The organism is Prosthecomicrobium sp. N25 (assembly GCF_037203705.1).
In the GTDB taxonomy this organism is placed as follows: Bacteria; Pseudomonadota; Alphaproteobacteria; order Rhizobiales; family Ancalomicrobiaceae; genus Prosthecodimorpha.
The window spans coordinates 309,822-335,350 of sequence record NZ_JBBCAT010000002.1; the positions used below are offsets into that span (position 1 = coordinate 309,822).

The 25,529-nt window shown below is 70.5% G+C and carries 20 protein-coding genes and 1 tRNA gene; 8 read left to right on the forward strand and 13 right to left on the reverse strand.

Annotated elements, in window-relative coordinates; all coding sequences use genetic code 11:
• Positions 1 to 4 precede the first annotated feature (4 nt).
• On the reverse strand, positions 5 to 2,050 hold the full coding sequence (locus WBG79_RS16300) for a calcium-binding protein (protein ID WP_337358244.1): 2,046 nt from the start codon (positions 2,048 to 2,050) through the stop codon (positions 5 to 7).
• A gap of 645 nt (positions 2,051 to 2,695) precedes the next feature.
• Here WBG79_RS16300 and WBG79_RS16305 point away from each other — a divergent pair.
• Positions 2,696 to 2,771: transfer RNA gene (locus WBG79_RS16305), tRNA-Ala, on the forward strand.
• A 361-nt stretch (positions 2,772 to 3,132) separates the two neighbouring features.
• Here the strand turns inward: WBG79_RS16305 and WBG79_RS16310 are convergent.
• Positions 3,133 to 3,654, reverse strand: a complete 522-nt coding sequence (locus WBG79_RS16310; protein WP_337358245.1) for a Cache 3/Cache 2 fusion domain-containing protein — start codon at positions 3,652 to 3,654, stop codon at positions 3,133 to 3,135.
• Positions 3,655 to 4,143: 489 nt separating this feature from the next.
• Between WBG79_RS16310 and WBG79_RS16315 the strand changes: the two genes are divergently transcribed.
• Together WBG79_RS16315 and WBG79_RS16320 are read left to right on the forward strand one after the other, a co-directional pair.
• Positions 4,144 to 4,551: a PilZ domain-containing protein gene (locus WBG79_RS16315; RefSeq protein ID WP_337358246.1), complete on the forward strand. Its 408-nt coding sequence runs from the start codon at positions 4,144 to 4,146 to the stop codon at positions 4,549 to 4,551.
• Positions 4,552 to 4,711: 160 nt separating this feature from the next.
• Positions 4,712 to 5,548 (forward strand): PfkB family carbohydrate kinase, encoded by an 837-nt coding sequence (locus WBG79_RS16320; RefSeq protein WP_337358247.1) that lies wholly within the window; start codon positions 4,712 to 4,714, stop codon positions 5,546 to 5,548.
• A 38-nt stretch (positions 5,549 to 5,586) separates the two neighbouring features.
• Here the strand turns inward: WBG79_RS16320 and WBG79_RS16325 are convergent, their stop codons facing one another.
• Entirely contained in the window at positions 5,587 to 5,979 is a 393-nt protein-coding gene (locus tag WBG79_RS16325) for a GFA family protein (protein WP_337358248.1), read from the reverse strand.
• Between the two features lie 202 nt (positions 5,980 to 6,181).
• Here WBG79_RS16325 and WBG79_RS16330 point away from each other — a divergent pair, with 202 nt between their 5' ends.
• Positions 6,182 to 6,505, forward strand: a complete 324-nt coding sequence (locus WBG79_RS16330; RefSeq protein WP_337358249.1) for a c-type cytochrome — start codon at positions 6,182 to 6,184, stop codon at positions 6,503 to 6,505.
• Positions 6,506 to 6,556: 51 nt separating this feature from the next.
• Here the strand turns inward: WBG79_RS16330 and WBG79_RS16335 are convergent, their stop codons facing one another.
• The 7 genes from WBG79_RS16335 to htpX all read right to left on the reverse strand — a co-directional run bounded on the left by WBG79_RS16335 (position 6,557) and on the right by htpX (position 18,598).
• Positions 6,557 to 7,102: a papain-like cysteine protease family protein gene (locus WBG79_RS16335; RefSeq protein WP_337358250.1), complete on the reverse strand. Its 546-nt coding sequence runs from the start codon at positions 7,100 to 7,102 to the stop codon at positions 6,557 to 6,559.
• Positions 7,103 to 7,271: 169 nt separating this feature from the next.
• Entirely contained in the window at positions 7,272 to 10,916 is a 3,645-nt protein-coding gene (locus WBG79_RS16340; RefSeq protein ID WP_337358251.1) for an error-prone DNA polymerase, read from the reverse strand.
• A complete protein-coding gene (locus WBG79_RS16345; protein ID WP_337358810.1) occupies positions 10,913 to 13,222 on the reverse strand; it encodes a hypothetical protein in 2,310 nt (769 codons plus the stop codon). The genes WBG79_RS16340 and WBG79_RS16345 overlap by 4 nt, the downstream gene beginning before the upstream one ends.
• A complete protein-coding gene (locus WBG79_RS16350; RefSeq protein WP_337358252.1) occupies positions 13,104 to 14,108 on the reverse strand; it encodes a hypothetical protein in 1,005 nt (334 codons plus the stop codon). The genes WBG79_RS16345 and WBG79_RS16350 overlap by 119 nt, the downstream gene beginning before the upstream one ends.
• 258 nt (positions 14,109 to 14,366) lie before the next feature.
• Positions 14,367 to 16,037 (reverse strand): heparinase II/III family protein, encoded by a 1,671-nt coding sequence (locus WBG79_RS16355; RefSeq protein WP_337358253.1) that lies wholly within the window; start codon positions 16,035 to 16,037, stop codon positions 14,367 to 14,369.
• A gap of 171 nt (positions 16,038 to 16,208) precedes the next feature.
• Positions 16,209 to 17,591, reverse strand: coding sequence for an RsmB/NOP family class I SAM-dependent RNA methyltransferase (locus WBG79_RS16360; RefSeq protein WP_337358254.1), 1,383 nt, complete (start codon positions 17,589 to 17,591; stop codon positions 16,209 to 16,211).
• Complete coding sequence (gene htpX, locus WBG79_RS16365) at positions 17,588 to 18,598, reverse strand: zinc metalloprotease HtpX (RefSeq protein WP_337358255.1); 1,011 nt, start codon at positions 18,596 to 18,598, stop codon at positions 17,588 to 17,590. Before htpX ends, WBG79_RS16360 begins: the two co-directional genes overlap by 4 nt.
• Positions 18,599 to 18,733: 135 nt before the next feature.
• On the opposite strand from htpX, the gene WBG79_RS16370 reads away from it, so the two are divergent.
• Positions 18,734 to 18,976: a DUF1674 domain-containing protein gene (locus WBG79_RS16370; protein ID WP_337358785.1), complete on the forward strand. Its 243-nt coding sequence runs from the start codon at positions 18,734 to 18,736 to the stop codon at positions 18,974 to 18,976.
• 4 nt (positions 18,977 to 18,980) lie between these two features.
• Here the strand turns inward: WBG79_RS16370 and WBG79_RS16375 are convergent, their stop codons facing one another.
• The 3 genes from WBG79_RS16375 to WBG79_RS16385 form a co-directional block, all read right to left on the reverse strand.
• Positions 18,981 to 19,547: a Uma2 family endonuclease gene (locus WBG79_RS16375; RefSeq protein WP_337358256.1), complete on the reverse strand. Its 567-nt coding sequence runs from the start codon at positions 19,545 to 19,547 to the stop codon at positions 18,981 to 18,983.
• 188 nt (positions 19,548 to 19,735) lie between these two features.
• A complete protein-coding gene (gene acs / locus WBG79_RS16380; RefSeq protein WP_337358257.1) occupies positions 19,736 to 21,682 on the reverse strand; it encodes an acetate--CoA ligase in 1,947 nt (648 codons plus the stop codon).
• A gap of 296 nt (positions 21,683 to 21,978) precedes the next feature.
• Positions 21,979 to 22,491 carry a gamma-glutamylcyclotransferase family protein gene (locus WBG79_RS16385; RefSeq protein ID WP_337358258.1) on the reverse strand — a complete coding sequence of 171 codons (513 nt, stop codon included), beginning with the start codon at positions 22,489 to 22,491 and terminating at the stop codon, positions 21,979 to 21,981.
• Between the two features lie 175 nt (positions 22,492 to 22,666).
• Between WBG79_RS16385 and WBG79_RS16390 the strand changes: the two genes are divergently transcribed.
• From WBG79_RS16390 to WBG79_RS16400, 3 genes are read left to right on the forward strand one after another with little or no spacing between them, the layout of a single operon-like run.
• Complete coding sequence (locus WBG79_RS16390) at positions 22,667 to 23,773, forward strand: inositol-3-phosphate synthase (RefSeq protein ID WP_337358259.1); 1,107 nt, start codon at positions 22,667 to 22,669, stop codon at positions 23,771 to 23,773.
• Positions 23,770 to 24,426, forward strand: coding sequence for a histidine phosphatase family protein (locus WBG79_RS16395; protein WP_337358260.1), 657 nt, complete (start codon positions 23,770 to 23,772; stop codon positions 24,424 to 24,426). The genes WBG79_RS16390 and WBG79_RS16395 overlap by 4 nt, the downstream gene beginning before the upstream one ends.
• Positions 24,423 to 25,526 (forward strand): CgeB family protein, encoded by a 1,104-nt coding sequence (locus WBG79_RS16400; protein ID WP_337358261.1) that lies wholly within the window; start codon positions 24,423 to 24,425, stop codon positions 25,524 to 25,526. The genes WBG79_RS16395 and WBG79_RS16400 overlap by 4 nt, the downstream gene beginning before the upstream one ends.
• Positions 25,527 to 25,529 lie beyond the last annotated feature (3 nt).

The window sequence follows — 25,529 nt, forward strand, 5'->3', positions numbered from 1 at the left end:
TGTGTCAGATCATTAGATAATCAACATCTTTTGGTCCGTCGTCGAACTGCAGTTTTTCTATGCCAGTGAGGATGTCCCAGCCGTCCTTACCTACGACGTTAAGCTGACCATAACTGTCGAAATACGTATAGTAGTCGCCGAATTTCCCGCTGAATACAGCGATATCCTCTCCCTCACCTCCGACGAGCCTGTCGTTACCTCCATTCCCCCGTAAAGTATTGCTGTAATCATTTCCAACAATAGTGTCATCCCCCTTCGAGCCGAATACATTCTCTATGTTGGCGAGACGAGCGATTACTTCCTGCTTTCCGTCGACAAATCTTTGCGCAAAACCAGGAACGGGACCGTCGTCAAGGCTAATATACAGGCCCGCGCCATTCTCGCGCGGTAGCCACCAAGAGTAGTCTACGGTATCGACGCCATCGCCCCCATCCAGGTGACTATAGCCAGACCCTGCGATCAGGGTATCGGTCCCTATGCCACCCGACGCACTCCCTCCGTCTCTCCCGACGTCCAGATAATCATTTCCGTCACCGCCATCGAGAACGTCCTTAGTACCGTCGCCTCCGAAGAGGAAGTCGTTTCCGTCACCCCCGATGAGCTGGTCGTTGCCGTTCTGGCCGTCGAGACGATCGGCATCAGAACCCCCATAAATCGTGTCATCACCGCCACCACCACCCATGGTATCGCGGCCCGACTCTCCGTAAAGGACGTTGTTTTCAAGCGAGCCAAAAATCCGGTCGGCGCTGTTAGTGCCGATGACGTTTTCGACCTCCGTAACCTTATCCTTTCCCGAACCGCCTGTTGCGGTGCCGTTTGCCAAGTTGATATATACTGGTAACGAAGCACCTAGATACGACACAGTATCAATGCCATTTCCGCCGGTCAGTGTATCATTTCCAAGACCACCAACAAGTGTATCGTTCCCGTCACCTCCGTAGAGATCGTTGTCAACAATATTTCCGATGATCGTGTCGCTACCAACCGACCCGACGACATTCTCTACATCTGTCGGGAAGGGACCATACGGATCAATTTTGCGGTCATAGAACGATTGGTCCAGACTTACCTTAAATGCGAAGGCGGATCCGCTCAAGTCGAGCGTGTCGGTTCCGGCACCTCCGAAGACGTCGTCCGGGAGGTCATCCCCGCTTACTAAAAAGGTGTCATTCCCGTCGCCCCCTTCTAGATAATCACGATCTGCACCGCCATTAATTGTGTCATCTCCAATTGATCCAGAAATTCTGTCCTCGCCATCTCCTCCATCAAGAATGTCATTACCTGCCTCGCCGTAAATAAAATCAGTCCCACCGCTACCATCTAATTTATCATTGCCATCTCCACCGTAAATCTGATCTGAAAGTGATCCTCCTTTTACAGTATCCGATCCCAGGCCACCAAAAAATAACAACTGCTCAAATCCAGATATCAAAGTGCCATCTACAAGCGTTTGGTTAATAGGAATTGAAAAATCAATGTTGAAGTCCACTACTGCGGTCTCTCTATTAATGACGACAGTATCTATTCCTGAGCCTCCGCTTAGTATATCGGGGTCCTCACTGAACAATCTGTCGTCACCATCTCCACCAATGAGCGTATCAAAGCCAATATCACCAATTAACGTGTCATGCCCCCCCCTTCCTTCTACGTAGTCGGCGCCAAGCCCACCATATACGGTATCATTTCCGCTTCCGCTTACAAAGCTTAGGCACTCGACGTTAACAAGATAAGTTCCTGCTGTGACTTGGAGGGTACCCGGATCGCGCAAATCAATTAAGATGTTGGCTGTTGCATTCGCCCTGTTAATTATGGCCGTGTCAAAACCTGACCCGCCGTCCAAATAATCTGGGTTCTCATTTAAAAGGCTATACAATACGTCATCGCCGTCACCCCCTCTCAAAGTATCAAAACCCTGCCCACCGTCCAGTGTGTCGTTTCCGCCAGCGCCATCAAGTATATCATCGTAAACCGTGCCAACCTTTAATTCGTTCGCATCTGTTCCTAGCCAGTAAGTCATGATTGTTCCCCCCTCTTCTTCGATTATGTCCAACTCACTCGTGCTTCGTTTCGCCAAGCAAGAACAAGTTAATCTTTTTATTATTCTATATTAGCATATAATGAACCATATTGGCAGTCGGGGGAACCCTTATGTCAGCCGCGAACCGCTCGGGACGTGCTAGGCGTCAACGCCGAGCCGGGCTGCCTATAGTCCGGGAGTGGCAAAGCCAGATCGGGAGGGCCAAGGCCGCCGACATCTACTAGGGACCACCGTCACGCTGGACCCCGAACGAATTCCTGAGTTTGACAGGGGCGGTGCCATCCAAGAGTGGTGGCGTTCCTTTCCGGTGATCATCGAGCGCGTGAAAGGCCTGTTCGTGAATGACCCCGCTCAGGCCAAGGGCAAGAGCCGTGATGCTGACGGCGTTGCAGTACCTGGCCGAACGGATTGAGGAACATGGAAAGATAGGAGTCCGCTCGAAGGCCCTCCGTGTCACAGCCCTGTCACAACGACGGCAGAGATAGCCCGCGCCGGTTCCGCGGCGGTTGTTCGCAAGGCAGCTTGCAGCCCGGGCCGGGGCGTGGCAACATACAAAGCGTAACGGACTGGTTTGTTTCGAATATCTGCCACACTGCAGCCCCCCGCCCGGCACCCTAAATGGCCGCCATCCCAGACGGGGGCTCGCTTCGGGCCAACGGGGCCGTAGCTCAGATGGGAGAGCGCTGCAATCGCACTGCAGAGGTCAGGGGTTCGATTCCCCTCGGCTCCACCAATGTCAAGGCTTTGAGCCGTTAGTTTGTTCTGGCCTGGCGCAGTGCCTCGGGCCAATGACGGTCACACAATCAAAGCCACGATAATCGCCGGGCGGTCCCGCAAGGTTGGTTCTGACCAGAGCATTTTTCGAGGCGGCTGCGGCCCTGCTCGAGTGCTCAGCACTCCCGGATGTCCGGCACGGCGCAGACCGGGCCGATGACTCGGCCCGGTCCTGTCCAGGATGAGGTTGATGTCGCGCACCGGTCAGCGAGAATGGTGGTCGGTGCGCTCGGTGGTCCGGTAACCCCGGATGGTGCCCGAGCCGTCGCCTCCACCCTGACCATGCCGGCCGGCTGGAACGGACGGCTATGCCGGGCCCGTCACTGCTTCAGGTATCCTACGTAATAGACACCGACGACCTGGTTGGCCGAGTCCCGGATCGGCTCGTAGCCGGTGGTGTAGGGCTTGCCCAGGATGTCGACGTCTCCGAAGAAGCTCTCGCCCTTGCTGATCGAAGCGATCGCCTTGCCCTTGGGATCGAGCACCGTGCCGATCGCGCGCGAGCCGTCGTCCTTCTTGACGTTGGTGGCCACCCGCACGTATTCGTCGCCGCTCTTCACGAACAGCGTGGCGGTCCCGCCCATTTCCTTCTGCACTTCGTCGACGACTGTAAAGTTGTTGTTCAATTTCGTGTCACCGAAGTAGAGACCGGGCACCGCCTTTCCCGCCACAGTGTCCTGGCCACGGACGCTCGGCAGCCCAAGCTTTGCCGTCTTCGACTTGAGCAGTTCCATGGCGCTCTTCACGTCCTCGGGCGGTCCGGCCGATGCGTGGGATACCGGCAGGATTGCGACGCCGACAGTAAACACCAGTGAAACGAGGGCAAGCATGGAGTTTTTCATCCGACTCTCCCGTCGGCTCTCAGTTCTCGATGATGATCATCGATTTGCTGGAGCCCAAAGCGACAATGTCGCTATAAAAAGAGCATAGCAGAATATAATGACGTCGGGGTTTTTTATTCGCCGTCGACCCTCGATTTTTTTAGTTTCTCCGGGTCAATGGTCGCCGATGACTTGTCAAGCCAGGTCGATTGCAACCCGGGGCATTTGGAGCGCCACGCGCTCCCTCCCGCCAATCGGGTGCCGATCCGTCCATCTGCCCGCCTTCCTGGCGCCCGCTTGCTCGGTGTTGATCCTGTCCAAGCTGCTGCCCTCAAATGAATTTAATCTCCAACCGGGTTGCCGGGCCACGTCGCCCGTGGCCGGGCAACCGACGTCTTGCGGCCGATCCGGGCCGCGCCGCCTGACCGCTGCCGAACAGCGTCGGAAAGGGGCCGGTAATCGGATCGGTGCTATCGGTCCTGCGACAGGAACACCCGGGGGATTGCGGCCATGGACGAGGCGCGGGAGGAGCGGCGGCAGCAGCCTCGCCGGCGGACACTGAAGGGCGGCCAGGTCGTCTTCAACAACCGGCACTCCACGGTGGACTGCACGGTCCGAAACATTTCGGAGGGCGGTGCGCTCGTGGTCTTCCCGCACCAGATCACGGTCCCGGACACATTCGAGCTCAACCTTCAGGACGGCACCGTGCGGGCGTGCCGGCAGGTCTGGCGTGCCGGTGCCGCGATCGGCGTCGCCTTCGTGTCGGCCGAGCGCGGCCTGGAGCTGAGGCTGGACGGTGAGACCCTCCTCAGGCTCGGCCCGGCGGGCGACATCCGGCAGGCCCCGCGCGGTGACGCCAGGCGCAGCGTCGTCCTGGCGCTCCAGAGGGCCCTTGCGGCGCTGGAGCAGGCGAGCTGAGGGGCACCTGCGGAGGACCGGTCGGGTCCGCAACCGGTAGCTCCGAAGAGCGCCTCAGGGCTCTGCGCCATCGAGCCAGACGGACCAGGGATGCCTCCCCCGTGGGCTCCGGGCGTGGCAGGATGGGCGCGCATCGCCGGTGGCGGCGGAGGAGGACGGCGTGGCCCGCATCGTGGTCGTTGGCGGGGTCAATGTGGACCGGGTGCACCGGCTCGCCAGGCCGCTGGTGCCGGGCGGGCGGCACGGGGTGCTGTCAGTGCGGCTGCGCGCGGGCGGCGGCGGGCTCGTGACCGGGGCCGTGCTGGCCCGCATGGGGCACGCGGTCGACCTCGTCTGCCGCATGGCGACGGACGATCCGGGACTGCGGGCCGCGGCGGTGGCGAGGGGTCTCGGCCTGCGCCTGGTCTCCGCCGGCGCCCCCGCCGGCCCGACCCGGCCGCTCGATGTCCTGGTCGATCCGCAGGGAGAGCGCACCATCCTGGCGCCGGTCGATGCCGAAGCCGAACCGATCGAGGGCTTCGAGGCGGGCGGGGCCGATCTCGTCTACGTCAACGTGCGCCGGCTCGGGCCGGACGGGGTAGCGGCGCTGGCGGCCGCGCCCCGCTCGGTCGCTCAGGTGCCTCTGGAAGCCGGCGAGCGGCGTCCGGCGGGCGTGCTGGTCGCGGGCCGCTCCGATTTCCCGGACCGCGACGTCGGGGCGATCCGCGACCTGGCGGCGTCCTGCCGGGGCGTGCCGTCCGGTCTCTTCGTGCTGACGGACGGGGCCGGGCCGGTAGGGATCTGGGAGGACGGCGTGCCGCTCGAAAGCGTCGGGCCTCCGGCATCGGTGGAGACCCACGACAGCACGGGCGCGGGCGATGCCTTCGCGGCGGGCCTGATCGACGCCCTCCTGCGCGGTTGCGCACCGGGCGAGGCCGTGCGGGCAGCCCGGGAGGTGGCCCGGCACTTCCTCATGGAGCGGTCGCGCTTCCTTCCGGAGGTGCTGCCCGAGACCTGATGCGGGACTGCGGTCCGGCCCCCGAGGCTGGGCCCTGCCTAGTCCTCAAAGCGGGTCGAGGGGTCGCGATCGCGGTCGTAGCGCCGCGCCAGCGGGAATGGCGGCAGCCAGGATTCACGGCGGACGATCCAGCTCTCGTAGGTCGGCACCAGCCGGTCGGGCGCATCCAGGGCGCCGAGGTGGACCTCGATCTCGTCCGCCGTGCGCGAGAAGACGGAGGAGCCGCAGCGCGGGCAGAAGAAGCGCCCGGCGTAGTCGCGGGTCTCGCCGGCGATCGTCACCGCATCCTCGGGGAAGATCGCGGAGGCGTGGAACAGGGCCCCGTGATGCTTGCGGCAATCCAGGCAGTGGCAGAGGCCCACCCGGTAGGGGCGGCCCGTCGCCTCGATCCGGACGTCGCCGCAGAGGCATCCGCCTGTGAACCGGTCCATGCTGCGTCTCCTTCGAGTCCTCGGCCGAACCGGGGGCAAGCCGGCCGTCGCGAGCGGTCGGAAAGCAATCTATCAGAGAGAGCCTCGGCGGCCGGCGGACTTCCGTATTGCTTCGGATGACCGGCGAGCCTTGCCGGGCTAGGGTCGGGGCGGCCATGATGCGGGCGGCGGGGCAGTGCCGCCGCGAAACGAGGAGAAGAGCATGGGCAGGAACGGCTTGGCGGGGCTCGCGGCGACGGCTCTCCTTCTCCTCGGGGGATCGTGCGCGGTGGCGGCCGATGTGGCCAATGGCGAACGGCTCGCCCGGCGCTGGTGCGCGGAGTGCCACGTGGTGGCGCCGGACCAGAAGACGGCGAGTGCCGACGTGCCCGGCTTCTCGGCGATTGCGGCGAAGCCTGAACGGACCCCCGAAAACCTCACGAGCCTGCTGACATCGCCCGACAAGGCCCATTCGCGGATGCAGGACCTCAACCTGGCGCGAACCGAGATCGCGGACCTGGTGGCCTACATCCGGGCGCAGAAATAACCCTTCGCCGGCCGTTCGGCCTCGCCGGACACCCGGGGCGTCCTGTCGGGTTCAGTCGAGGATGTTCTGGGCCATCGGGGACGCGACGGCGTAGAAGAGCGCGTTGTAGGGATGGGAGTAGGACTGGTCGATCGAGGCGAGCAGGTCGCTCGACGGGATCTCGACGTCCTTGTCGCCCCATGGATTGTTGAAGAAGGCGCGGTCGCCCTCGATGCCGGTGATGACGACGGCATGGATGCCGTCCGCATTGGCGGGCTGCTTGCCGCCGCGCGCCTGTCCGTAGTTGAAGTTCGCGACGAAGTGGTTGAGCAGGAGCGGCCCGCAGAGGCGGAGCTTGCCGTCGATGTCGGTCTTCGTGAAGGGGCTGGTGGGCTTCTTGATGAGGGCGAAGCCTGCCCGTTCGAGCCGCTCGGTGTAGAGCCCGGGGACGGCGGCGGCGGGAATGCAGCTGTTGGTCGGGTCGGCGCCGCCGGTGAGGTGGGGGGTGTCGAAGGCGGTCCCGGCGGTTCCCTGCCAGTAGGCCTGTATCATCGCGGCCGAGACCACGTAGCAGATCGGGCTGACGTCCTGGCGGAGCAGCGGAACGTCGTATCTCATGGCGGATCCTTCGGAGGGAGGACGGAGGCGACACCGCCATCAGACTACGGCAGCACCCCGGTGAAAGCGCATGACAAGCGCGTCAACGCGGTCACGGCTGCTTGACCTCGGCCTCGCGCGGCGCCCCGCCGACCTCCCGATCCCATGCGGCCGGGGCGGGGCGCCCGGCTCACTGGAAGTTCCGTCCCTTGGGAAGGACGCGGCTCGTCTTCCGGGAGAGTTGCTCGAGGTCGTCGGCGAGATCCGGGATCTCGGCGACGAGGCGCTGGAGGCGGCTCGCGGGCTTGATCTTCTCGCGCATGTCGGCCTGGGGCCGCTTCACCTCGTCGGCGTTGGCGAGGGCCTGGAGGTCGCCGGCGTCGGACGACAGGGCGGCGAGGAGCGGCGTCAGGTCGTGGACCTTCTCGGCGACCACGTGGATGACGCCGGATTCGCTCTGCAGGCGGCCGTCGACGGCGATCAGGCGGGCGCCGAGGACGATCGGCCGGAAGGCCTCGAAGACCTTCGGCCAGACGATGATGTTGGCGACCCCGGTCTCGTCCTCGATGGTCATGAAGATGACGCCCTTGGCCGAGCCCGGACGCTGGCGGACGAGCACGAGGCCGGCGACGCGCAGGCGGGTGCCGGAGCGGACCGTCTCCAGCCTTTCGGAGGCCATCACGCGCATGCCCGCCAGGCGCTCGCGCAGGAAGGCGAGCGGGTGCGCCTTCAGGGACAGGGACAGGAAGCGGTAGTCGTTGACCACGTGCTCGCCGAGCGGCATGGGGGGCAGCGCCACGTCGGGCTCGCGCTCGCGCGCCGCGGAGGCGGGGGCGTCGAAGAGGGGCAGGCGCGCCGCCGCGCCGCCGCCGCCGAGGCCCTTGGCGGCCCAGAGCGCGTCGCGCCGGTCGAGGCCGATGGACCGGAAGGCGTCGGCGTCGGCGAGGCGCTCCAGGACGGAGCGGTCGAGGCCGGTGCGCAGCCAGACGTCGCGCAGCGAGTCGTAGCCGCTGCCGCGCGCGCCGACGAGCCGCTCCATGTCGACCTCGCGGAGCCCCTTGATCTGGCGAAAGCCGAGGCGGACGGCGTGGCTCGACCAGATGTGGTCCTCCATGGAGCGGTGGCGCGGGGCGAGGCGCTCGGCGGCATGGGGGCCGCGTTCCAGGGTGTTGTCCCAGCGGGACAGGTTGACGTCCACGGCGCGGACCTCGACGCCGTGCTCGCGCGCGTCGCGGACGATCTGGGCGGGGGCGTAGAAGCCCATCGGCTGGGCGTTGAGGAGGGCGGCCGCGAAGGCGTCGGGGTAGTGGCACTTGAGCCAGGCCGAGGCGTAGACGAGCAGCGCGAAGCTCGCCGCGTGGCTCTCCGGGAAGCCGTATTCGCCGAAGCCCTCGATCTGGCGGAAGCAGCGCTCGGCGAAGGCCGGGTCGTAGCCGCGCTCGGCCATGCCGCGGATCATCTTCTCCTGGAAGGAGCCGATCGTGCCGACGCGCTTGAAGGTCGCCATGGCGCGGCGGAGCTTGTCGGCCTCGGCGGGGGTGAAGCCCGCCGCCACGATGGCGATCTTCATGGCCTGCTCCTGGAATAGCGGCACCCCGAGGGTCTTGGAGAGAACACTTTCCAGTTCCTTAGACGGATAAGAAACCTGTTCGAGACCCTGCCGGCGACGCAGGTAGGGGTGCACCATGTCGCCCTGGATGGGGCCGGGACGGACGATCGCGACCTCGATGACGAGGTCGTAGAAGGTCGCCGGCTTCAGGCGCGGCAGCATGGTCATCTGGGCGCGGCTCTCGATCTGGAAGACCCCGATCGTGTCGGCGCGCTGGATCATCCGGTAGGTCTCGGGGTCCTCGGCGGGGATGGCCGACAGGGTCAGGGGGCGGCCGTAGTGGCGACGGACGAGGTCGAAGGCCTTGCGGATGCAGGTCAGCATGCCGAGCGCCAGGATGTCGATCTTCAGGATGCCGAGCGCGTCGATGTCGTCCTTGTCCCATTCGATGACGGTGCGGTCCTCCATGGCGGCGTTCTGGATCGGCACCACCTCGTCGAGCCGGCCGCGGGTGATGACGAAGCCGCCGACATGCTGGGAGAGGTGGCGCGGGAAGCCGGCGATCTCGGCGGAGAGCGCCATCACGTTGGCCATGGTCGGGTCGGCCGGGTCGAGGCCGACGCGCCGCACCTCCGTCTCGTCGACGGGCTTGGAGCCCCAGCCCCAGAGGGTGCCGGCGAGGGTGTCGACCGCGTCCTCGGAGAGGCCGAAAGCCTTGCCGACCTCGCGCACGGCGGAGCGGGCCCGGTAGGAGATGACGGTCGCGGCGAGGCCGGCGCGGTCGCGGCCGTACTTCCCGTAGATGTACTGGATCACCTCCTCGCGCCGCTCGTGCTCGAAATCGACGTCTATGTCGGGCGGCTCCCGGCGTTCCGGGCTGACGAAGCGCTCGAAGAGCAGGTCGGCGCGGTCCGGATCCACCTCGGTGATGCCGAGGCAGAAGCAGACGGCGGAGTTGGCGGCCGACCCGCGGCCCTGGGCCAGGATGCCGCGGGATTTCGCGAAGCGGACGATGTCGTGGACGGTCAGGAAGTAGGGGGCGTAGCCGAGTTCGCCGATGATGCCGAACTCGTGCTCGACGGTGGCCCTGACCTTGTCGGGCACGCCTTGCGGATAGCGGCGGGCGGCGCCCTCCCAGGTGAGGCGGACGAGGGCCTCCTGCGGGGTCGCGGCGTCGCCGACCGGCTCGTCGGGGTATTCGTAGCGCAGTTCGTCGAGCGAGAAGCCGAGCCGGTCGAAGACCGCCACGCTCTCGGCGACCGCCGCCGGGTGGTCGCGGAAGAGGCGCATCATGGCCTCGCCGCCCTTCATGTGCCGCTCCGCATTGACCGAGAGGAGCCGGCCGGCGCTCTTCAGGTCGACATGCTCGCGGATGCAGGCCAGCACGTCGGCGAGGGGACGGCGCTCGGGGACGTGCTGGGTGACGTCGCCGACGGCGAGGAGCTTCACGCCCGCGGCCTCGGCGATGGCCCGGGCGGCGGCGAGGCGGCGGCGGTCGCCGGGGCCGTAGGCGAGGCCGACGGCGAGGCGGACGTTGTCGCGCCCGAAGGCGGCGCGCAGTCGGTCGAGCGTCTCGGCGAGGCGGCGGCCGTCGGCGCCGCCGACCCGGCCGGCCAGGGGGGCGAGGATCAGGCCTTCGCCCCAGGCGAGCAGGTCCTCCAGGACGAGGCGGCAGCCGCCCTTCCCGGCCCTGCGGTTGCCGAGGGTGAGGAGGCGGCAGAGGCGGCCGTAGGCGGCGCGGTTCGTCGGCCAGGCGAGGATGTCGGGGGTCGCGGGCTCGGGCGGGCCGGGCGGGACCAGGCTCGCGAAGCGGCGCAGGAGCGTGCCGTCCGGCGCGGGGCGGCTCCGGGGCGGCCCGCCGGCCCGGGCGCTTGGCCGGAATGCCGAGCCGTCGGGGTCGGCGGGGCGGGAGGTGTCGCCGTCCTGGCCTCCGACCAGGCGCGGGAAGGTGGCCGCGTCCGGCCCGGCGGGGGGGAGGTCGGCGACGTCGGCGGGGTCCTCGTTGGCGGCGCGGCGGATCTCGCCTGCGGGTTCGCCGGGGGGCACGAAGGCGAGGCGGCAGCCGACCCGGAAGCGGGCACCGGTCTCCTTGGCGGCCATGTGGGCGCGCACCACGCCCGCCAGGGTGTTGCGGTCGGCGACCGCGAAGCCGTGCAGGCCGAGGGTGGCGGCGGCGACCGCCATCTCCTCGGCGTGGGAGGCGCCGCGCAGGAAGGAGAAGTTGGTGGCGACGGCGAGCTCCGCGTAGGGCGGGGCGTCGCGCGCGCCGGGCATGGGCGCGATCATGCGAAGATGCCCTGCACGAACCAGCGCGGCCGGGCGGTCTCGCGGCCGTAGAGCCCTTCGCGGAAGACCCAGAAGCGGCGGCCGGCGCGGTCCTCGACCCGGAAGTAGTCGCGGGTCAGGCCGGGCGTGCCGGGCGGGAGGGCATCGGGCTCGATCAGGGTCCGGTCCGGGTCCGGGGCGGGGCCGGGGGCGGCCGGGGCGGGCACGGCGCGGCCCCGCGGCGGGTCGCTCCGGGCGCTGGGCGTGTCCGGCGTGGCGAGCGGGCCCGAGCGCGGGTCGGTCTTGGCGAGGAAGCGCCCGGGGAGATCGCCGGCCGGCGGACCCCGGAGACCGGAGGCCGGACCGGGAGGCCGCCCGGAGGGGTCCGGGGGCCTCGCCGGGGCCGTAGACGCCGAGAATGCCGAGCCCGCCGGCGGCCTGCCTCCCGGGGACGGCGGCGTGGCAGCGGCGGCGTCGGGCCGCGACGGCGTGGGGGGCAGGGCGGCGTCGGAGAGGCCGTAGAGTTCGCCGGAGGTGCGGTCGGGGGCCGGTCGGCGCGGCTCCACCCGGGGGGCGTCGGGCCCGTCCGGGGGCGGGGGCTCGGCGGCAGGGGGCGGGAGCGCGGTCAGCCACCACTCCGCGGCGATGCGCTCCGGGCCCTCGTAGCGGGCGATGTCGTAGGTGGCGCGGCGCCAGCGGAAGCGGACGGGCGGGCCCTCCGGCACCGCCGCGACCGCCTCGATCGGCTCCGGGCGGGGAAACAGGCGGACCGGCCGCTCGACCGCCTCGTCGGCGTCCGGGCGGGGCTCGGGAGTCCAGGCGGCCTCGGCGGCGGGGCCGGCGGTCACGGCGGGGACCAGGACGGCGGCGTCCTCGGGGATGTGGGTCGCCTCCGGGAGGGCGCGGAGCACCCGTCCGGTGCCGAGGCGCGCGCCGATGCGGTCGACCAGCGCGGCGAGGTCGGCCTCGGCCTCGGCGTCGCCGGCGAGGTCGATCTGGGCCGGGTCGGCCCGGTCGGCGGCGGTGACGGCCAGGCGGACGGTCTCGAAGCCGTAGCCGCGGTCGATCTCGTCGCCGAGCCGTCCGAGCTTCTCGGCGAAGAGGCGGAGGATGCGGGCGGGATCGCGCAGGGGCCGGCTGGTGCCGACCGCGATGCGGGTGACCAGCCCGTCGACGCGGAAGAGGGCGAGCTCCAGCCCGCGCGCCCCCTCGGCCCTGGTCTCCAGGGGCCCGGCGAGGTGGGCGGCCAGGGAGCGGACCGTCCGGGCGACGTCCGCCTCCGACAGGATCGGTTCGGCAAAGCGCCGTTCGGCCACCAGGGCGGGGACCGGCCGGCGCGGCACGAGGGGCTCCTCCTCGCGGCCGAGGGCCTGGTCGAGACGGCGGATCAGGTCCGGGCCGAAGCGGCGGCCGAGGGGGGCGCGCGGCAGGTCCATGACGGCGCCGACGGTCTTGAGGCCGACGCGCTCGAGGCCCGCGACCGTGTCGGGGGAGAGGCGGAGGGCGGCGAGCGGCAGGCTCGCCAGGAGGTCGCCCTCGGCTCCGGAGGCGACCGCCACGGGGGCGCCGCGCCGGCCCGGGGGCGGCTCCGGGGCGGCGAAGCGGGCGGCCGCCCAGGCGGCGCCGGGCGTGTCCGCCACGGCGGCACGGGCCGCAAAACCCTGCGCGTGCAGGCGGGCGAGGAGGTCGGCGGCGAGCGCGGCCTCGCCGCCGAAGAGATGCGCGGAGGCGCCGATCTCCAGGAAGAGGCCGAAGGGCGGCAGGCCGGGGCGGGGATCCTCGTCGAGGGCGACGAGGGGGGTCCAGCGGTCGCACCAGTCGGCGATCGTCGCCAGGAGCGCGCGGTCGCCCGGCTCGTCGGCCTCCGCCACCAGGAGGTCGGGCACGCGGGCGCGGGCGTCCGCCAGGCCGAGGCCGGCGGCGAGGCCCCGGGCGGCGGCGACCTCGTCGACGGCGGCGAGGCGGAGGGCGTTGCCGCTGCGGGCGACCACCGCGATCGGGGGGACGATGCCCGCCCCTGTCCGCTGACGCGGGGAGCCGGGCGTGCCGGGCTCCCAGGGGGCCTCCGCGTCCGCCGGGGGCACCCAGGTCGCCTGGCCGATGCGGCGGGCGAGGCGGGTCGCCCCGGAGGCGACCGCGTCGGCCGTCTCGACGAGGCTCCCGGCGGCGGGCGCGGCGGTCCGGGGCGGCACGCCCGGCGAGGCCGGGTCAGGAGAAGCGCCGGAGCGCCAGGACCTGCCCCGCGCCTCGCGGATCAGGCGGTCCGTCGGCAGGCGCGGCAGGAAGAGCGACAGGATCCGGCGGCAGGGCTCTGAAGGCGCGCTCATGATGGTCCCACGTCAGGTCGAGGCCGCCGAGGCGGCCGTCACGGTTCTTGGTCAGCTCCACCCGCCAGGCCGGGCGCCCGACCCCCTCGGCGAAGCCCCCGAGGGTCGCGGCGGGCCGGCTCGCGACGCGAAAGCGGGTGGCGGCGGCGGTCGGCTCGGGCGCGGCGGCCGTCCGCAGGATCAGGCCGAGGCCGCCCAGGGCCCGGGCGCGGAGCGCGAGCCGGCGGGTGGCGGTCAGGTCGAGCGGCCGGGGGTTGCCGCGGATCTCGCCGAGCGCGACGGCCACGCCGCGGCTCGTCAGCGCCTCCTCGAGCACCCAGAGGACGTCGCCGGCGTCGGCCGCCTCGACGAAGACGATGCGGCCCGGGTCGAGGCCGAGGGCGTGGAGGGCGGGGGCATGCGGCCGGCCGGCCTCGCCGGGGCTCGTCCGGTCGACCGTCCAGACCACCGCGCCCGCCCGGGCCTCGGCGGCCCGGACCGCGAGCGCCGCCGCGAAGCCCGCGAGGGCGCCGACGTCCCGGGTCTCGGCGGCGCCGAGCTCGTGCAGGGCGCCGAGCGGCAGGCCGCCGCCGGCGAAGCGGCCGTCCAGCGCCTCCACGCCGAAGGGCAGGACGCCCGCCGCGCGCAGCGAGCAAACCTCGCCGGGCGAGGGGGGCGGGGCGGAGATTGCCGTGCCGGGAGGCTCCGGGGCCGTGCGGGCCGGTCCGTCCGGGATCCCCCGGGGGTGCCCCGGGGCCGCCTCGAGCTGACGCGGACCGCGTCCGCGCCTGCCCGCCCGGGGCAGCGCGGGCTCGAGCCGCAGGGTCGCGGCCGCGACCCCCTCGAGGGCCGCGATCCGGCGCCGCAGATCGGCAATATCCGTCCCTCCCGGAACCTGACGGTCCATGGTTCGGCCACCTGGCGAGTCATCCGTGTTCTCTATTCGTTCCTATGGATTCCAGAGCCCGGCCCCAGAGTCAAGCCGGGTCGGGGCGACCTCAAACCGCGGAGGAGACTCGCGTTTCGACTCGGGCGGGGCCATGCGGGGGACTGCCGTCGCGGCCGCGGTGCCGCGGCGCCTCCTGCCGGTCGCCAACCTTTCCGACCCGGCCGTCTCAGGCCGGGCGGTCGGGCAGGATCGGCCCGTCTCGGAGACGGGCCGCCCTCACCCGCGCCGGGCGTCGCGGGCCGAGGTGGCGCGGACGAGGGTCCAGCGGATCTCGGCCGGGGTCGTTCCCTCGATGACGAGCTGCTGGGTCCGGCGGGCGCCGTGCGGGTCGGCGAGGAAGACGGAGTCCTCGATGCGCACCGCGTGGCCGGGGGCGTGGAACTCCCAGCTCTCGCCGTCGGGGGCGAGCAGCATGACGATGCCGGGCTCGAGCGCGCTCACCCGGATGTTCGGATGCAGGTGGAAGCGGATCGCGTAGGGGACGGGCGCGGCCACCCGGCCCTCGGCGAAGAGGCGGTCGCGACCGTCGAGGCGATCGCCCTGCGGGGCGAGGCGCAGCGTGCGCTCGTGCAGGATGCCGAAGCGCGCCTCGTAGCCGTCGTGGCCGGCGATCACCGCGACCGCGCCCTCGTGCTCCTGCCGGTCGACGAAGACGGTGCGCGGGCCGTCGACGATCACCGGCCCGAGCATGCGGGCGACGGCGCCGGCCGCGAAGGTGGCGCTCGAGCGGTCGGCCAGGCAGGCGGTCGAGTGGGCGGCGGTGGAGCGCGCCAGCTCGCGCCATTCGGGCGACAGCGGGAAGGCGCCGCAGTTGACGATCAGGCGCTGGCGGCCGCTCGACATCTCGAAGGAGAGGCAGCCGGCGTGGGCCTCGCGGCTGAAGCCGGGCGGCGGGGGCGTGCCGCAGTCGATGATCACGATCGTGCCCTCCGCCTCCAGGCGCTGGTAGCCGGAATGCGGGGCGTTGCCGGGCGGGCGGCTGCGGGCGTCGTCGTAGACGAGGACCGAGGCGAGCAGGCTCATGGAGGTGGCGCCCGCGCCGTTGAAGAGGGCGAGGGCCCCGTCGCCGTGCCGGAAGAAGCGCAGCAGGTGCATCATCCGGTCGATGGCGCTCATCACCACGGGGCTGACCGGGATGCCGCGCGCCGCCTGGACCTCGCGGACGGGCAGGAGGTCGACCAGGATCTCCAGGATGGCGGACGGGTTGCGTCCGACATGGCCGCCGTCGGGGAAGATCTGGCGGGAGAGCTCCTCGTCCAGCCGCTTGACCTGGAGGCGGACCAGCTTGCGGAAGCTCTCCACCGACACCGCCGCTGCCAGGAGCGCGACGGCGACGCGGATCCTGGCCAGGCCGGGGGGCACCCGGTCGATATGGTCGCGCAGGAAGCGGGTGTGGGTGGTGACGGCGTCGAGGAGCGCCTGGTAGAACTCGGCGTCGCAGCCGTCGATCAGCATGGGCGAGTGGGCGAGCCAGGAGAGCAGGCGGCGGGCCGCGACCTCCTCCTCCCAGGCGAAGGGCGCCCTCTGGCCGAGGCGAAGCCAGTCCTCGACGAGACGGCGGGCGTCCTCCCGGTAGGCCGGGTGGTCGGCGGCGCGCAGGTGGCGCAGCCATCCGAAGCCGTGCAACTGCCGCGCCCAGCCCGCGGAGGGCGGCTCGACCTCGAAGGGCGAGCGCGGATCGGCGTCCACGGCGCGGCCGGCGAAGACATAGCGGCCCACGTGGATGTCGGCGGCGACCGTCGGATCGGCGGTGCGGATGTCCTGGTGCGCGATGGCGATGCGGTCGGCGACCGGCTGAAAGGCGCGGGTGGCACGGCGCCCGGTGCGGACGAGCGCGACGGTCCAGCGGCGGCCGAGCTCGACCGCGACGAGGCGCGACGCCGTCATCCCGCTCCTGAGGCGACCCGCCGCCATCTACGCACCACTCCCCCCGGGACCGCCGCACGCCGCAGGTTCCCCGACGAATCGGCCCCGGACGACAGTGCGGTCAAATGCCTCCGAGGTCCACCGGAGAGAGGTCCCCGAGCCCCCACCGCGCGAGGCCGCGGGAGCCCGGCGTCACGGCCCCGGCGCCACCAGCCGCGCGGCGAAGAAGCCGTCGAGCCCGGCCCGCTTCGGATCGGGATCCGGCAGGTGGCAGGGCAGGGTGCGCAGGTCGCCGGAGGCGGTCACGAGTTCGGCGAGGCCGCCGATCTCCTCGGGGCGGATCGGCTCGCGGCGGAAGCCCGGATGGGCGGCGAGGAAGCGGGCGATCTGGTCCTCGCCTTCCTCGGGCTCGAGCGAGCAGGTGCAGTAGACGAGGCGGCCGCCGGGCTTCACCCAGCCGGCGGCGCGGTCGAGCAGCCGGGACTGCAGGCCGGCGAGGGCGGCGACGTCCTCCGGGGTCTTCAGGCGGGCGACGTCCGGATGGCGGCGGATGGTGCCGGTGGCCGAGCAGGGCGCGTCGAGCAGGACGGCGTCGAAGGGGGCGTCCGGGCTCCAGGCCGTCAGGTCGGCCGCGACGGTGGTGACGCCGGAGAGGCGCAGGCGCTCGATGTTGCGGGCGAGACGGGCGAGGCGGTCGGGCGACAGGTCGACGGCGGTCACGACCGCCCCGGCGGCGGCGAGTTCCGCGGTCTTGCCCCCCGGGGCGGCGCAGAGATCAGCGACGCGCAGGCCGGCGACGTCGCCCAGGAGCCTCGCGGGCAGGGAGGCGGCGGCGTCCTGCACCCACCAGGCTCCGTCGGCGTAGCCCGGCAGGCCGTCGACGGTGCCGCCGCCCTCGGTGCGCACCGTGCCGGTCGGCAGCACGAAGCCGCCGAGACGCTCCGCCCAGCCGGCCGCGTCGGCCTTGACCGAGAGGTCGAGGCTGGGCTCGTTCATGTGGGCCCGCGCGACGGCGCGCGCGACGGGCTCGCCGTAGGCGGCGACCCAGCGCTCCCAGAGCCAGTCGGGGGTGTTGAGCCGTTCGGGATCCTGGGCGGACAGGATCTCGTCGCGGCGGCGGGCGAGACCCCGCAACACGCCGTTGACGAGCCCCTTCCAGGGGCGGCCGAGCCGGTCCTCGTCCGCGAGGGTGACGGCGACCGACACGGCGGCATGGTCGGGCACGTCCATGAAGAGCATCTGGGCGGCGCCGATGCGCAGGATGGCGCGGGCGCGCGCGGCCTTCTCGGGGAGGGGGCGGTCGATCAGGCGCGAGAGGGCGTGGTCGATCTGGCCAAGGCGGCGCAGGGTCGTGCCCACGATGGCGCGCACGAGGGCGCGGTCCTTGGCGATCAGCGACTGGTAGAGGGTAGTGGCCGCCTTGTCGTCGAGCTCCTGGTCGAGCGGGCGGCCCTTGTCGAGCACGCGGCCGAGCACGTCGGCGGCGATGCGCCGGGCGGCGAGGCCGATGCGGGGCGGGGGCTGGGTCTCGGACGGGTTTCTGGCGGGACGCCGCGCGTCGGGCGCGCGGCTCATGCCCAGGGGCCCCGGCGGCCGGCCCCGCGGCCGGCCGGCGGAACGGCCGAGCGCGGCCGGTCGGCGGTCGGGAAGCGGTCGCCCGCGAAGGCGCCGCCGCGCGGGGCGGACGCGTAGCGGTTGCCGCCCGCGGGCTCGCTCGAGCCGCCGCCGCCCCCGCCGCCGATCTCGCGGTCGAGGGAGACCAGGGCGGCGATGCGGTTCTCGGTGTTCGGGTGGGTGGAGAACAGGTTGTCCATGCCCTGGCCGGTCAGGGGGTTGATGATGAACATGTGGGCCGTGGCCGGATTGTGCTCGGCCGTCGGGTTCGGGATGGCATGCGCCGCGCCGGCGATCTTGTCCAGCGCCGAGGCGAGCCAGAGCGGCTGGCCGCAGATCTCGGCGCCCATGCGGTCGGCCGCGTATTCGCGGGTCCGGCTGATCGCCATCTGGACGACCATGGCGGCGAAGGGCGCCACCACGGCCGCCACGATGGCGCCGACCCAGCCGAGGGGGTTGTTGTTCTCGCGGTTGCCGCCGAAGAAGAAGGCGAAGTTGGCGAGCATCGAGATGGCGCCGGCGATCGTGGCCGTGAGGGTCATGATCAGCGTGTCGCGGTTCTTGATGTGGGCGAGTTCGTGGGCCATGACGCCGGCGACCTCCTCGGGGGTCAGCCGCTGCAGGAGGCCGACGGTCGCCGCGACGGCGGCGTTCTCCGGGTTGCGGCCGGTCGCGAAGGCGTTCGGCTGGTCCTCGTGGATGAGGTACACGCGCGGCATCGGCAGGCCGGCATTCTCGGACAGCCGGCGGATCATGCGGACGAAGTCCGGCGCGGTGGTCTCGTCGACCTCCTCGGCATGGTGCATGGAGAGCACCATCTTGTCCGAGTTCCAGTAGCTGAAGAGGTTCATGGCGACCGCGACCAGGAACGCGATGACCATGCCGTTCTGGCCGCCGATCAGGAATCCGACGCCCATGAACAGGGCCGTGAGGGCGGCCAGGAGCAGCGCCGTCTTGAAGTAGTTCATGGTCGTCGTCGTCCTCGTCCGGCCGGGGGCATGATCCATCGTCCGATGGCGGTGGTCCCGAGCCTCGCCTATATGATGGGAAGCCCACAGATCTCCCGCAAGCGCAAGGCCGCGCTTACGCTGACCCGGTGTTTCATGCCCGACAACCCCGTCTCCACCGGCCCCGTTCCTGACGCCGAGCCCGCCACGCCCCCGAGGCCCCGCTTCGAGGACCTGCCGCCCGCCGCCCAGCGCGCCCTCAGGGAGGCGGAGGAGAGGCGCCGTCTCGCCGCCGAGGCGGAGGCGGCTCCGGCCCCGCGCGAGATCCAGGGCCGCAAGGGCCCGGAACCGGTGCGCTACGGCGACTGGGAGACGAAGGGGATCGCGGTCGACTTCTGAGCCGTCAGCGGGATGCGTCCAGCGGCACGCCGTCGTAGACGACCGAGAGCGGCAGGTTCAGGTCGAGGCCAGGCACCGCGACGGCGGCGTCGAGGCCTTCGACGTCCTCGGCCCGGACGAGGTGCGAGCCGATCCGGCGATGGAGAACGGCCTTCGGCCGGTCCTGCCAGAAGACGACACAGGTCTCGATCGAAGGCACCGACTGGTAGTCGCCGTGCTTGACCAGCACATCGGTCGCCATCGTGGACCGGGACAGGACTTCGACGACGAGGGCCGGGCTGCGGCTGGTGACCGCGTCGCGATCCACGGGAGCACAATCGACTTGCACGTCCGGATAGCGGCTGTTGCCTGACGGACAGACGAGCTTGACGTCGATGTAGGCGCGGCACGGCTTCCCCCGCAGGCGCTCCTTGAGGGCCGCGAAGATGTTCCCCCGGACGAGGTCGTGCGCCTGCGTGCCCCCCGTCATGGCCATCGGCCGGCCGTCGACGAGTTCGTACCGGTCTTCCTGATCGCGCTCCCAGGCCAGGAACGCGTCGAGTGTCATCCGTTGCGGCTCGCGTTCGGCCATGGCGCCCTCGTGCTTCCCGTCATCCTATCACGCCCGCCGGAGGTCGCCAGATCGGGGCCGCCAGATCGGGGCCGCATCCGTCCCGGGTCCGGCCCTTCCGGCACCGCGTCGGTCTTGCCCGGCACGCGAAAAGGCCCCGGGATCGCTCCCGGGGCCCTCGCAGGCTGTCGCAGGCTGAAAGACCGGGATCAACCGACCTTGCGGTTCTGGCGGTTCTCGATCAGGTCCTCGACGACGGTCGGGTCGGCGAGGGTCGAGGTGTCGCCCAGGCTGTCGAAGCTGTCCTCGGCGATCTTGCGCAGGATGCGGCGCATGATCTTGCCCGAGCGGGTCTTGGGCAGGCCGGGCGAGAACTGGATCAGGTCGGGCGAGGCGATCGGGCCGATCTCCTTGCGGACCCAGGCGACCAGCTCCTTGCGCAACTCCTCGGTGGGCTCGATGCCGGTCATCAGGGTCACGTAGGCGTAGATGCCCTGGCCCTTGAGGTCGTGCGGGTAGCCGACGACCGCGGCCTCGGCGACCTTCGGGTGCGCCACGAGCGCGCTCTCCACCTCGGCGGTGCCCATCCGGTGCCCCGAGACGTTGATGACGTCGTCGACGCGACCGGTGATCCAGTAGTAACCATCGGCGTCGCGCCGGCAGCCGTCACCGGTGAAGTACATGCCCTTGTAGGTCGAGAAGTAGGTCTGCACGAAGCGCTCGTGGTCGCCGAAGACCGTGCGCATCTGGCCCGGCCAGCTGTCCAGGATCACGAGGTTGCCTTCGGTCGCGCCGGAGAGGATGTTGCCCTCCGCGTCGACCACCGCCGGCTGGACGCCGAAGAAGGGCCGCGTGGCGGAGCCCGGCTTCAGCGGCGTCGCGCCCGGCAGCGGCGTGATCAGGATGCCGCCGGTCTCGGTCTGCCACCAGGTGTCGACGATCGGGCAGCGGGCGTCGCCGACCACGTTGTAGTACCAGATCCAGGCTTCCGGATTGATCGGCTCGCCGACCGAACCGAGGATGCGGAGCGAGGCGCGGGACGTCTTCTTCACGTGGCCCTCGCCGGCGCCCATCAGGGAGCGGATGGCAGTCGGGGCGGTGTAGAAGATGTTCACCTTGTGCTTGTCGACCACCTCCCAGAAGCGGCCCGGGTTCGGGTAGGTCGGGATGCCCTCGAACATCACCGAGGTGGCGCCGTTGGCGAGCGGGCCGTAGACGATGTAGCTGTGGCCCGTGACCCAGCCCACGTCGGCGGTGCACCAGTAGACCTCGCCGGGATGGTAGTCGAAGACGTACTCGTGCGTCATCGAGGCGTAGACGAGGTAGCCGCCGGTGGTGTGCAGGACGCCCTTCGGCTTGCCGGTCGAGCCCGAGGTGTAGAGGATGAACAGCGGATCCTCGGCGTTCATCGGCTCGGCCGGGCAGTCGGTCGAGACCTTCGCGGCGGCCTCGTCGTAGTAGACGTCGCGGCCGGCCGCCATCTCGACGGCACCGCCGGTGCGGCGCACGACCAACACGGTGCTGACCACGTCGACCTTCTTGAGCGCGGCATCGACGTTGGCCTTCAGCGGCACCTTGCGGCCGCCGCGCAGGCCCTCGTCGGCGGTGATCACCACCGCGGAGGCGCAGTCCTCGATGCGGCCCGCGAGGCTATCGGGCGAGAAGCCGCCGAAGACGATCGAATGGACGGCGCCGATGCGGGCGCAGGCCAGCATCGCGTAGGCCGCCTCGGGGATCATCGGAAGGTAAATAGTGACGCGGTCGCCCTTCTTGACCCCGGAGGCCTTCAGCACGTTGGCGAAGCGGCAGACCTCGTCCTTCAGCTGGGCGTAGGTGATGTGCTTGGCTTCGTTCGGGTCGTCGCCTTCCCAGATGATCGCGGTCTGGTTCGGACGGGAGGCGGCGTGGCGGTCGACGCAGTTGGCCGACACGTTGAGGGTGCCGTCCTCGAACCACTTGATCGACACGTTGTGCGGATCGTACGAGGTGTTCTTGACCTTGGTGAAGGGCTCGATCCAGTCGATGCGCTTCGCCTGCTCGCCCCAGAAGCCGTTCGGATCGCTGACCGAGCGCTCGTACATGGCCTTGTACTTGGCGTCGTCGATCAGAGCCGATTTGGCGACCGATTCCGGCACCGGGAACACGTTCTCGGACATACCCACCTCCCTGCAGGGTTCTTTCGAACGGGGCCGCCGGCGCCCGGCAGGGCGCGGCCTCCTCCGCTTCCGGCGGGCATTATCTCTAATCCCGCGACGAGGTCCATAGACGAGCCGACAGACTTTCGTCGTGGGACGAAAGGTCGACTTCGGCAGAGCCCTAGACTTTAGCCCCCAAGTGACGGCGCGGTGCGGTTGGCCGAATACTCAGCGTTTCTGCTTAGGAGGTCTAGCGGTTGCCCTATGGGCATTTCGCGTCCGTTCTGCCGAGGCCCGCAATTCTGCCGGACAGCAGCTCAGGCGCTCAGCCGTTCGGCGGCGGCGAGGCGGCGGGCGGCCTCCCGGTAGATCTCCGGCCAGACCGCCGCAACGTCCTCGTGACTCACCCGGCCGTAGTGGCCCATGGCGAGCTCGGCCGCGTGCAGGGCGAGGGGCTTGCCGGCGCGCGACCAGTGGTCGATGCACCACCATTCCCCCGATGAGGGCAGGATCTCGGTGGCGTGGAAGCAGTGCGCCGCCACGGGCTCGCCGCCGGCGACGACCTCGACGGGGCCGAGCACGTAGTCGGTGGTCTCGTAGAAGGCGATGCGGGCGACGATCTCCGGGTCGAGCCCGTGGACCAGGATGCCCTCCGCGCGCGCCCCCGGGGCCTCGACCAGGACCGGATAGGCCTCGTTCTCGGCGCGCTCCGCCCGGCGGTCGACCAGCACGGCCGCGGTCACCGCGAAGTCGCCGAGGGGCCTGCCGGCCACGATGGCGAAGAGGTCGGCGTCGCGCAGCGAGCCGAAGAAGAACAAGGGATCCCGCATCGGCCGTCACGCCCCCTTCCCGACAGACCCGTATGGATAGGCCCTCCCGCCGCGGATGCAAGAGGCTCGCGGGACACCGCGTCCCGGGCGGGAACAAACCTCCACCGCCGCCGTTCGAAACCGGCCCCTCCGGCTGCGGAGGGGCGGCGGACGGGTCCTGCAAGGGAGCGCGGCTTTGGGCAAGAATAAGGTTCGCGTCGGGATCGTGGGCGTCGGAAACTGCGCGTCATCCTTCGTGCAGGGGCTCGCCTACTACCGCGACGCGCGCAGCAACGAGCCAGGGCCCGGGCTGGTGCACGCCGATCTCGGCGGATACGGCGTCGCCGACATCGAGGTGGTCGCCGCCTTCGACGTGGCGGCCGCCAAGGTCGGCCGGGATCTCGCGGAGGCGATCCAGGCGGAGCCCAACAACACGATCCGCTTCGCCGACGTGGCACCCACGGGGGTGACGGTCGCGCGTGGGCCGACGCTGGACGGCCTGGGGCGATATCTCAGTGCCGACATTCCGGAATCCCCCGAGGCTCCCGTCGAAGTGGCCGCGGTACTGCGCGAGGCCGGGGTGGACGTGCTCGTCTCCTACCTGCCGGTCGGCTCCCAGAAGGCGGCCGAGTTCTACGCCGAGGCGGCGCTGGCGGCGGGCTGCGGCCTGGTCAACTGCATGCCGGTCTTCATCGCCTCCGACCCGGCCTGGGCCGACCGCTTCCGGGCGCGCGGGTTGCCCATCGTCGGAGACGACATCAAGAGCCAGGTCGGCGCGACCATCGTGCACCGGGTGCTCACCAACCTGTTCCGGGAGCGTGGCGTGCGGCTCGACCGGACCTACCAGCTCAATTTCGGCGGCAACAGCGACTTCAAGAACATGCTTGAGCGCGAGCGGCTGGAATCGAAGAAGATCTCCAAGACGCGCGCGGTCACGAGCCAGCTCGACGTCGAACTCGAGCCCGGCAACGTGCATGTCGGACCGAGCGACTACGTGCCCTGGCTGACCGACCGCAAGTGGGCCCACATCCGCATGGAGGGCACGACCTTCGGGGGCGTTCCGCTCACCGTCGAGGTGAAGCTCGAGGTCTGGGATTCGCCCAATTCGGCCGGGATCGTCATCGACGCGGTGCGCTGCGCCAAGCTCGGCCTGGACCGGGGCCTGGCGGGGCCGCTGGTCGGGCCGTCGTCCTATTTCATGAAGTCGCCGCCGCAGCAGTTCACGGACGCGGAGGCGCGGGCGCGCACGCTCGCCTTCATCGCCGGGGATGCGCCGGCGGCAGCCCGGGAGGCGGCGGAGTGAGCGGGCCCGGCGACATCGCCCCCCCGGACGAGGGCGCGGTCGGCAGCGCGGTGATCCACCTCGTCCGCCATGCCGCCCACGACCACGTCGGGCGCGTGCTGACCGGCCGGGCGCCGGGTTTCGGTCTCGGCGAGGCCGGGCGGGTGCAGGCCGGGCATCTGGCCGACTGGTTCTCGGGCCTGCCGGTCGCGGCGGTGGAGACGAGCCCGCGGGAGCGGGCGCGCGAAACCGCGCAGGCGATCGCGGCGGCCGTCGGGGTCGAGCCCGAGACCGTCGCGGAGGCGGACGAGATCGACTTCGGGGCCTGGACGCTGAAGCCCTTCGAGGCGCTCGATCCCGATCCCGAATGGCGGCGCTGGAACGAGCATCGCGCGGCGGGCTGCCCGCCGGGGGGCGAGTCCATGGCGGCTGCCAAGGCGCGGATCACCGTCCACCTCGCCCGTTTCGCGGCCCGCCTCGGCGGGCGCACCGGGGTGCTCGTCAGCCACGCGGACGTCATCAAGGCCGCGGTCGCCGAGGTGCTCGGGCTGTCGCTCGACCGGATCCACCGCTTCGAGATCGCCCCGGCGTCGGTCACCACCATCGCGGCCGGGAGTTGGGGCGCGAAGCTCCTGGCCCTCAACGTGACCCCGGCCGGCGGAGGCGCCCCGTGAAGCTCGTGGTCTTCGGCCTGACCATCTCGTCTTCCTGGGGGAACGGCCACGCGACCCTGTGGCGCGGACTCGTCGGCGCGCTGGCGAAGCGCGGATGGACCGTCGTCTTCTGCGAGAAGGACGTGCCCTACTACGCGATGAACCGGGATCTCTGGGAGATTCCGGGCGGGGACCTGATCCTCTACGACGATTTCGAGGATTTCCGCGGGGTGTTCCGGTCCCATCTCGAGGACGCGGACGTCGCCATGGTGACGTCCTACTGCCCCGACGGACTGGCGGCATCCGACCTCGTGCTCGAGGCGGCGCGGCCCCTGAAGGTCTTCTACGACCTCGACACGCCCGTGACGCTCTCCCGTCTCGGCGACGGCGGGGCCGCCTCCTACGTGGGGCCACGCGGGTTCCGGGACTTCGACCTGGTGCTCAGCTATACGGGCGGCCCGGCGCTCCAGGCGCTGCGGGATCGGCTCGGGGCCCGGAGGGCGGTGCCGCTCTACGGCCATGTCGACCCGGGCCAGTACCGTCCGGCGGGCCGGGACCCGGTCTTCGCGGGCGACCTCTCCTTCATCGGCACCTACGCGGCGGACCGGCAGGACCGGCTGACGGCGCTGCTCATCGAGCCGGCGCAGCGGCGGCCCGACCTGCGCTTCGTCATCGCGGGGGCGCAATACCCGGCCGACTTCCCCTGGACGGACAACATCTACTTCCTGCGCCACCTGGCCCCGGAGGCGCACCCGGCCTTCTACGCCTCCTCGCGGCTCACCCTCAACGTCACCCGGCGGGCCATGGCCCAATCGGGCTGGTGCCCCTCCGGCCGCCTGTTCGAGGCCGCCGCGTCGGGGGCCGCGATCCTGACCGACTGGTGGGACGGGCTCGATGCCTTCTTCGCGCCGGGGCGGGAGATCCTGGTCGGCCACGACACCGGGGACGCGTTGGCGGCGCTGGCGATGTCGGACGCTGAACTCCGGCGGATCGCCGAGGCGGCGCGGGCGCGGGTTCTCGCCGAACACACGTCGGATGCGCGGGCGGCCGATTTCGAGCGGGCCGTTGCGGAAGCCCGGCACCCCCTGCCGGCGCGCCGGCCCCAGACCGAGGAGGCCTGACCC

Coding starts and splice junctions, on each gene's coding strand:
- WBG79_RS16350 (WP_337358252.1), bottom strand. CDS start 14,108: ATGGACCGTCAGGTTCCGGGAGGGACGGATATTGCCGATCTGCGGCGC.
- WBG79_RS16360 (WP_337358254.1), bottom strand. CDS start 17,591: ATGAGCCGCGCGCCCGACGCGCGGCGTCCCGCCAGAAACCCGTCCGAG.
- htpX (WP_337358255.1), bottom strand. CDS start 18,598: ATGAACTACTTCAAGACGGCGCTGCTCCTGGCCGCCCTCACGGCCCTG.
- WBG79_RS16310 (WP_337358245.1), bottom strand. CDS start 3,654: ATGAAAAACTCCATGCTTGCCCTCGTTTCACTGGTGTTTACTGTCGGC.
- WBG79_RS16385 (WP_337358258.1), bottom strand. CDS start 22,491: ATGCGGGATCCCTTGTTCTTCTTCGGCTCGCTGCGCGACGCCGACCTC.
- WBG79_RS16355 (WP_337358253.1), bottom strand. CDS start 16,037: ATGACGGCGTCGCGCCTCGTCGCGGTCGAGCTCGGCCGCCGCTGGACC.
- WBG79_RS16375 (WP_337358256.1), bottom strand. CDS start 19,547: ATGGCCGAACGCGAGCCGCAACGGATGACACTCGACGCGTTCCTGGCC.
- acs (WP_337358257.1), bottom strand. CDS start 21,682: ATGTCCGAGAACGTGTTCCCGGTGCCGGAATCGGTCGCCAAATCGGCT.
- WBG79_RS16345 (WP_337358810.1), bottom strand. CDS start 13,222: ATGAGCGCGCCTTCAGAGCCCTGCCGCCGGATCCTGTCGCTCTTCCTG.
- WBG79_RS16330 (WP_337358249.1), top strand. CDS start 6,182: ATGGGCAGGAACGGCTTGGCGGGGCTCGCGGCGACGGCTCTCCTTCTC.
- WBG79_RS16340 (WP_337358251.1), bottom strand. CDS start 10,916: ATGATCGCGCCCATGCCCGGCGCGCGCGACGCCCCGCCCTACGCGGAG.
- WBG79_RS16315 (WP_337358246.1), top strand. CDS start 4,144: ATGGACGAGGCGCGGGAGGAGCGGCGGCAGCAGCCTCGCCGGCGGACA.
- WBG79_RS16370 (WP_337358785.1), top strand. CDS start 18,734: ATGCCCGACAACCCCGTCTCCACCGGCCCCGTTCCTGACGCCGAGCCC.
- WBG79_RS16325 (WP_337358248.1), bottom strand. CDS start 5,979: ATGGACCGGTTCACAGGCGGATGCCTCTGCGGCGACGTCCGGATCGAG.
- WBG79_RS16335 (WP_337358250.1), bottom strand. CDS start 7,102: ATGAGATACGACGTTCCGCTGCTCCGCCAGGACGTCAGCCCGATCTGC.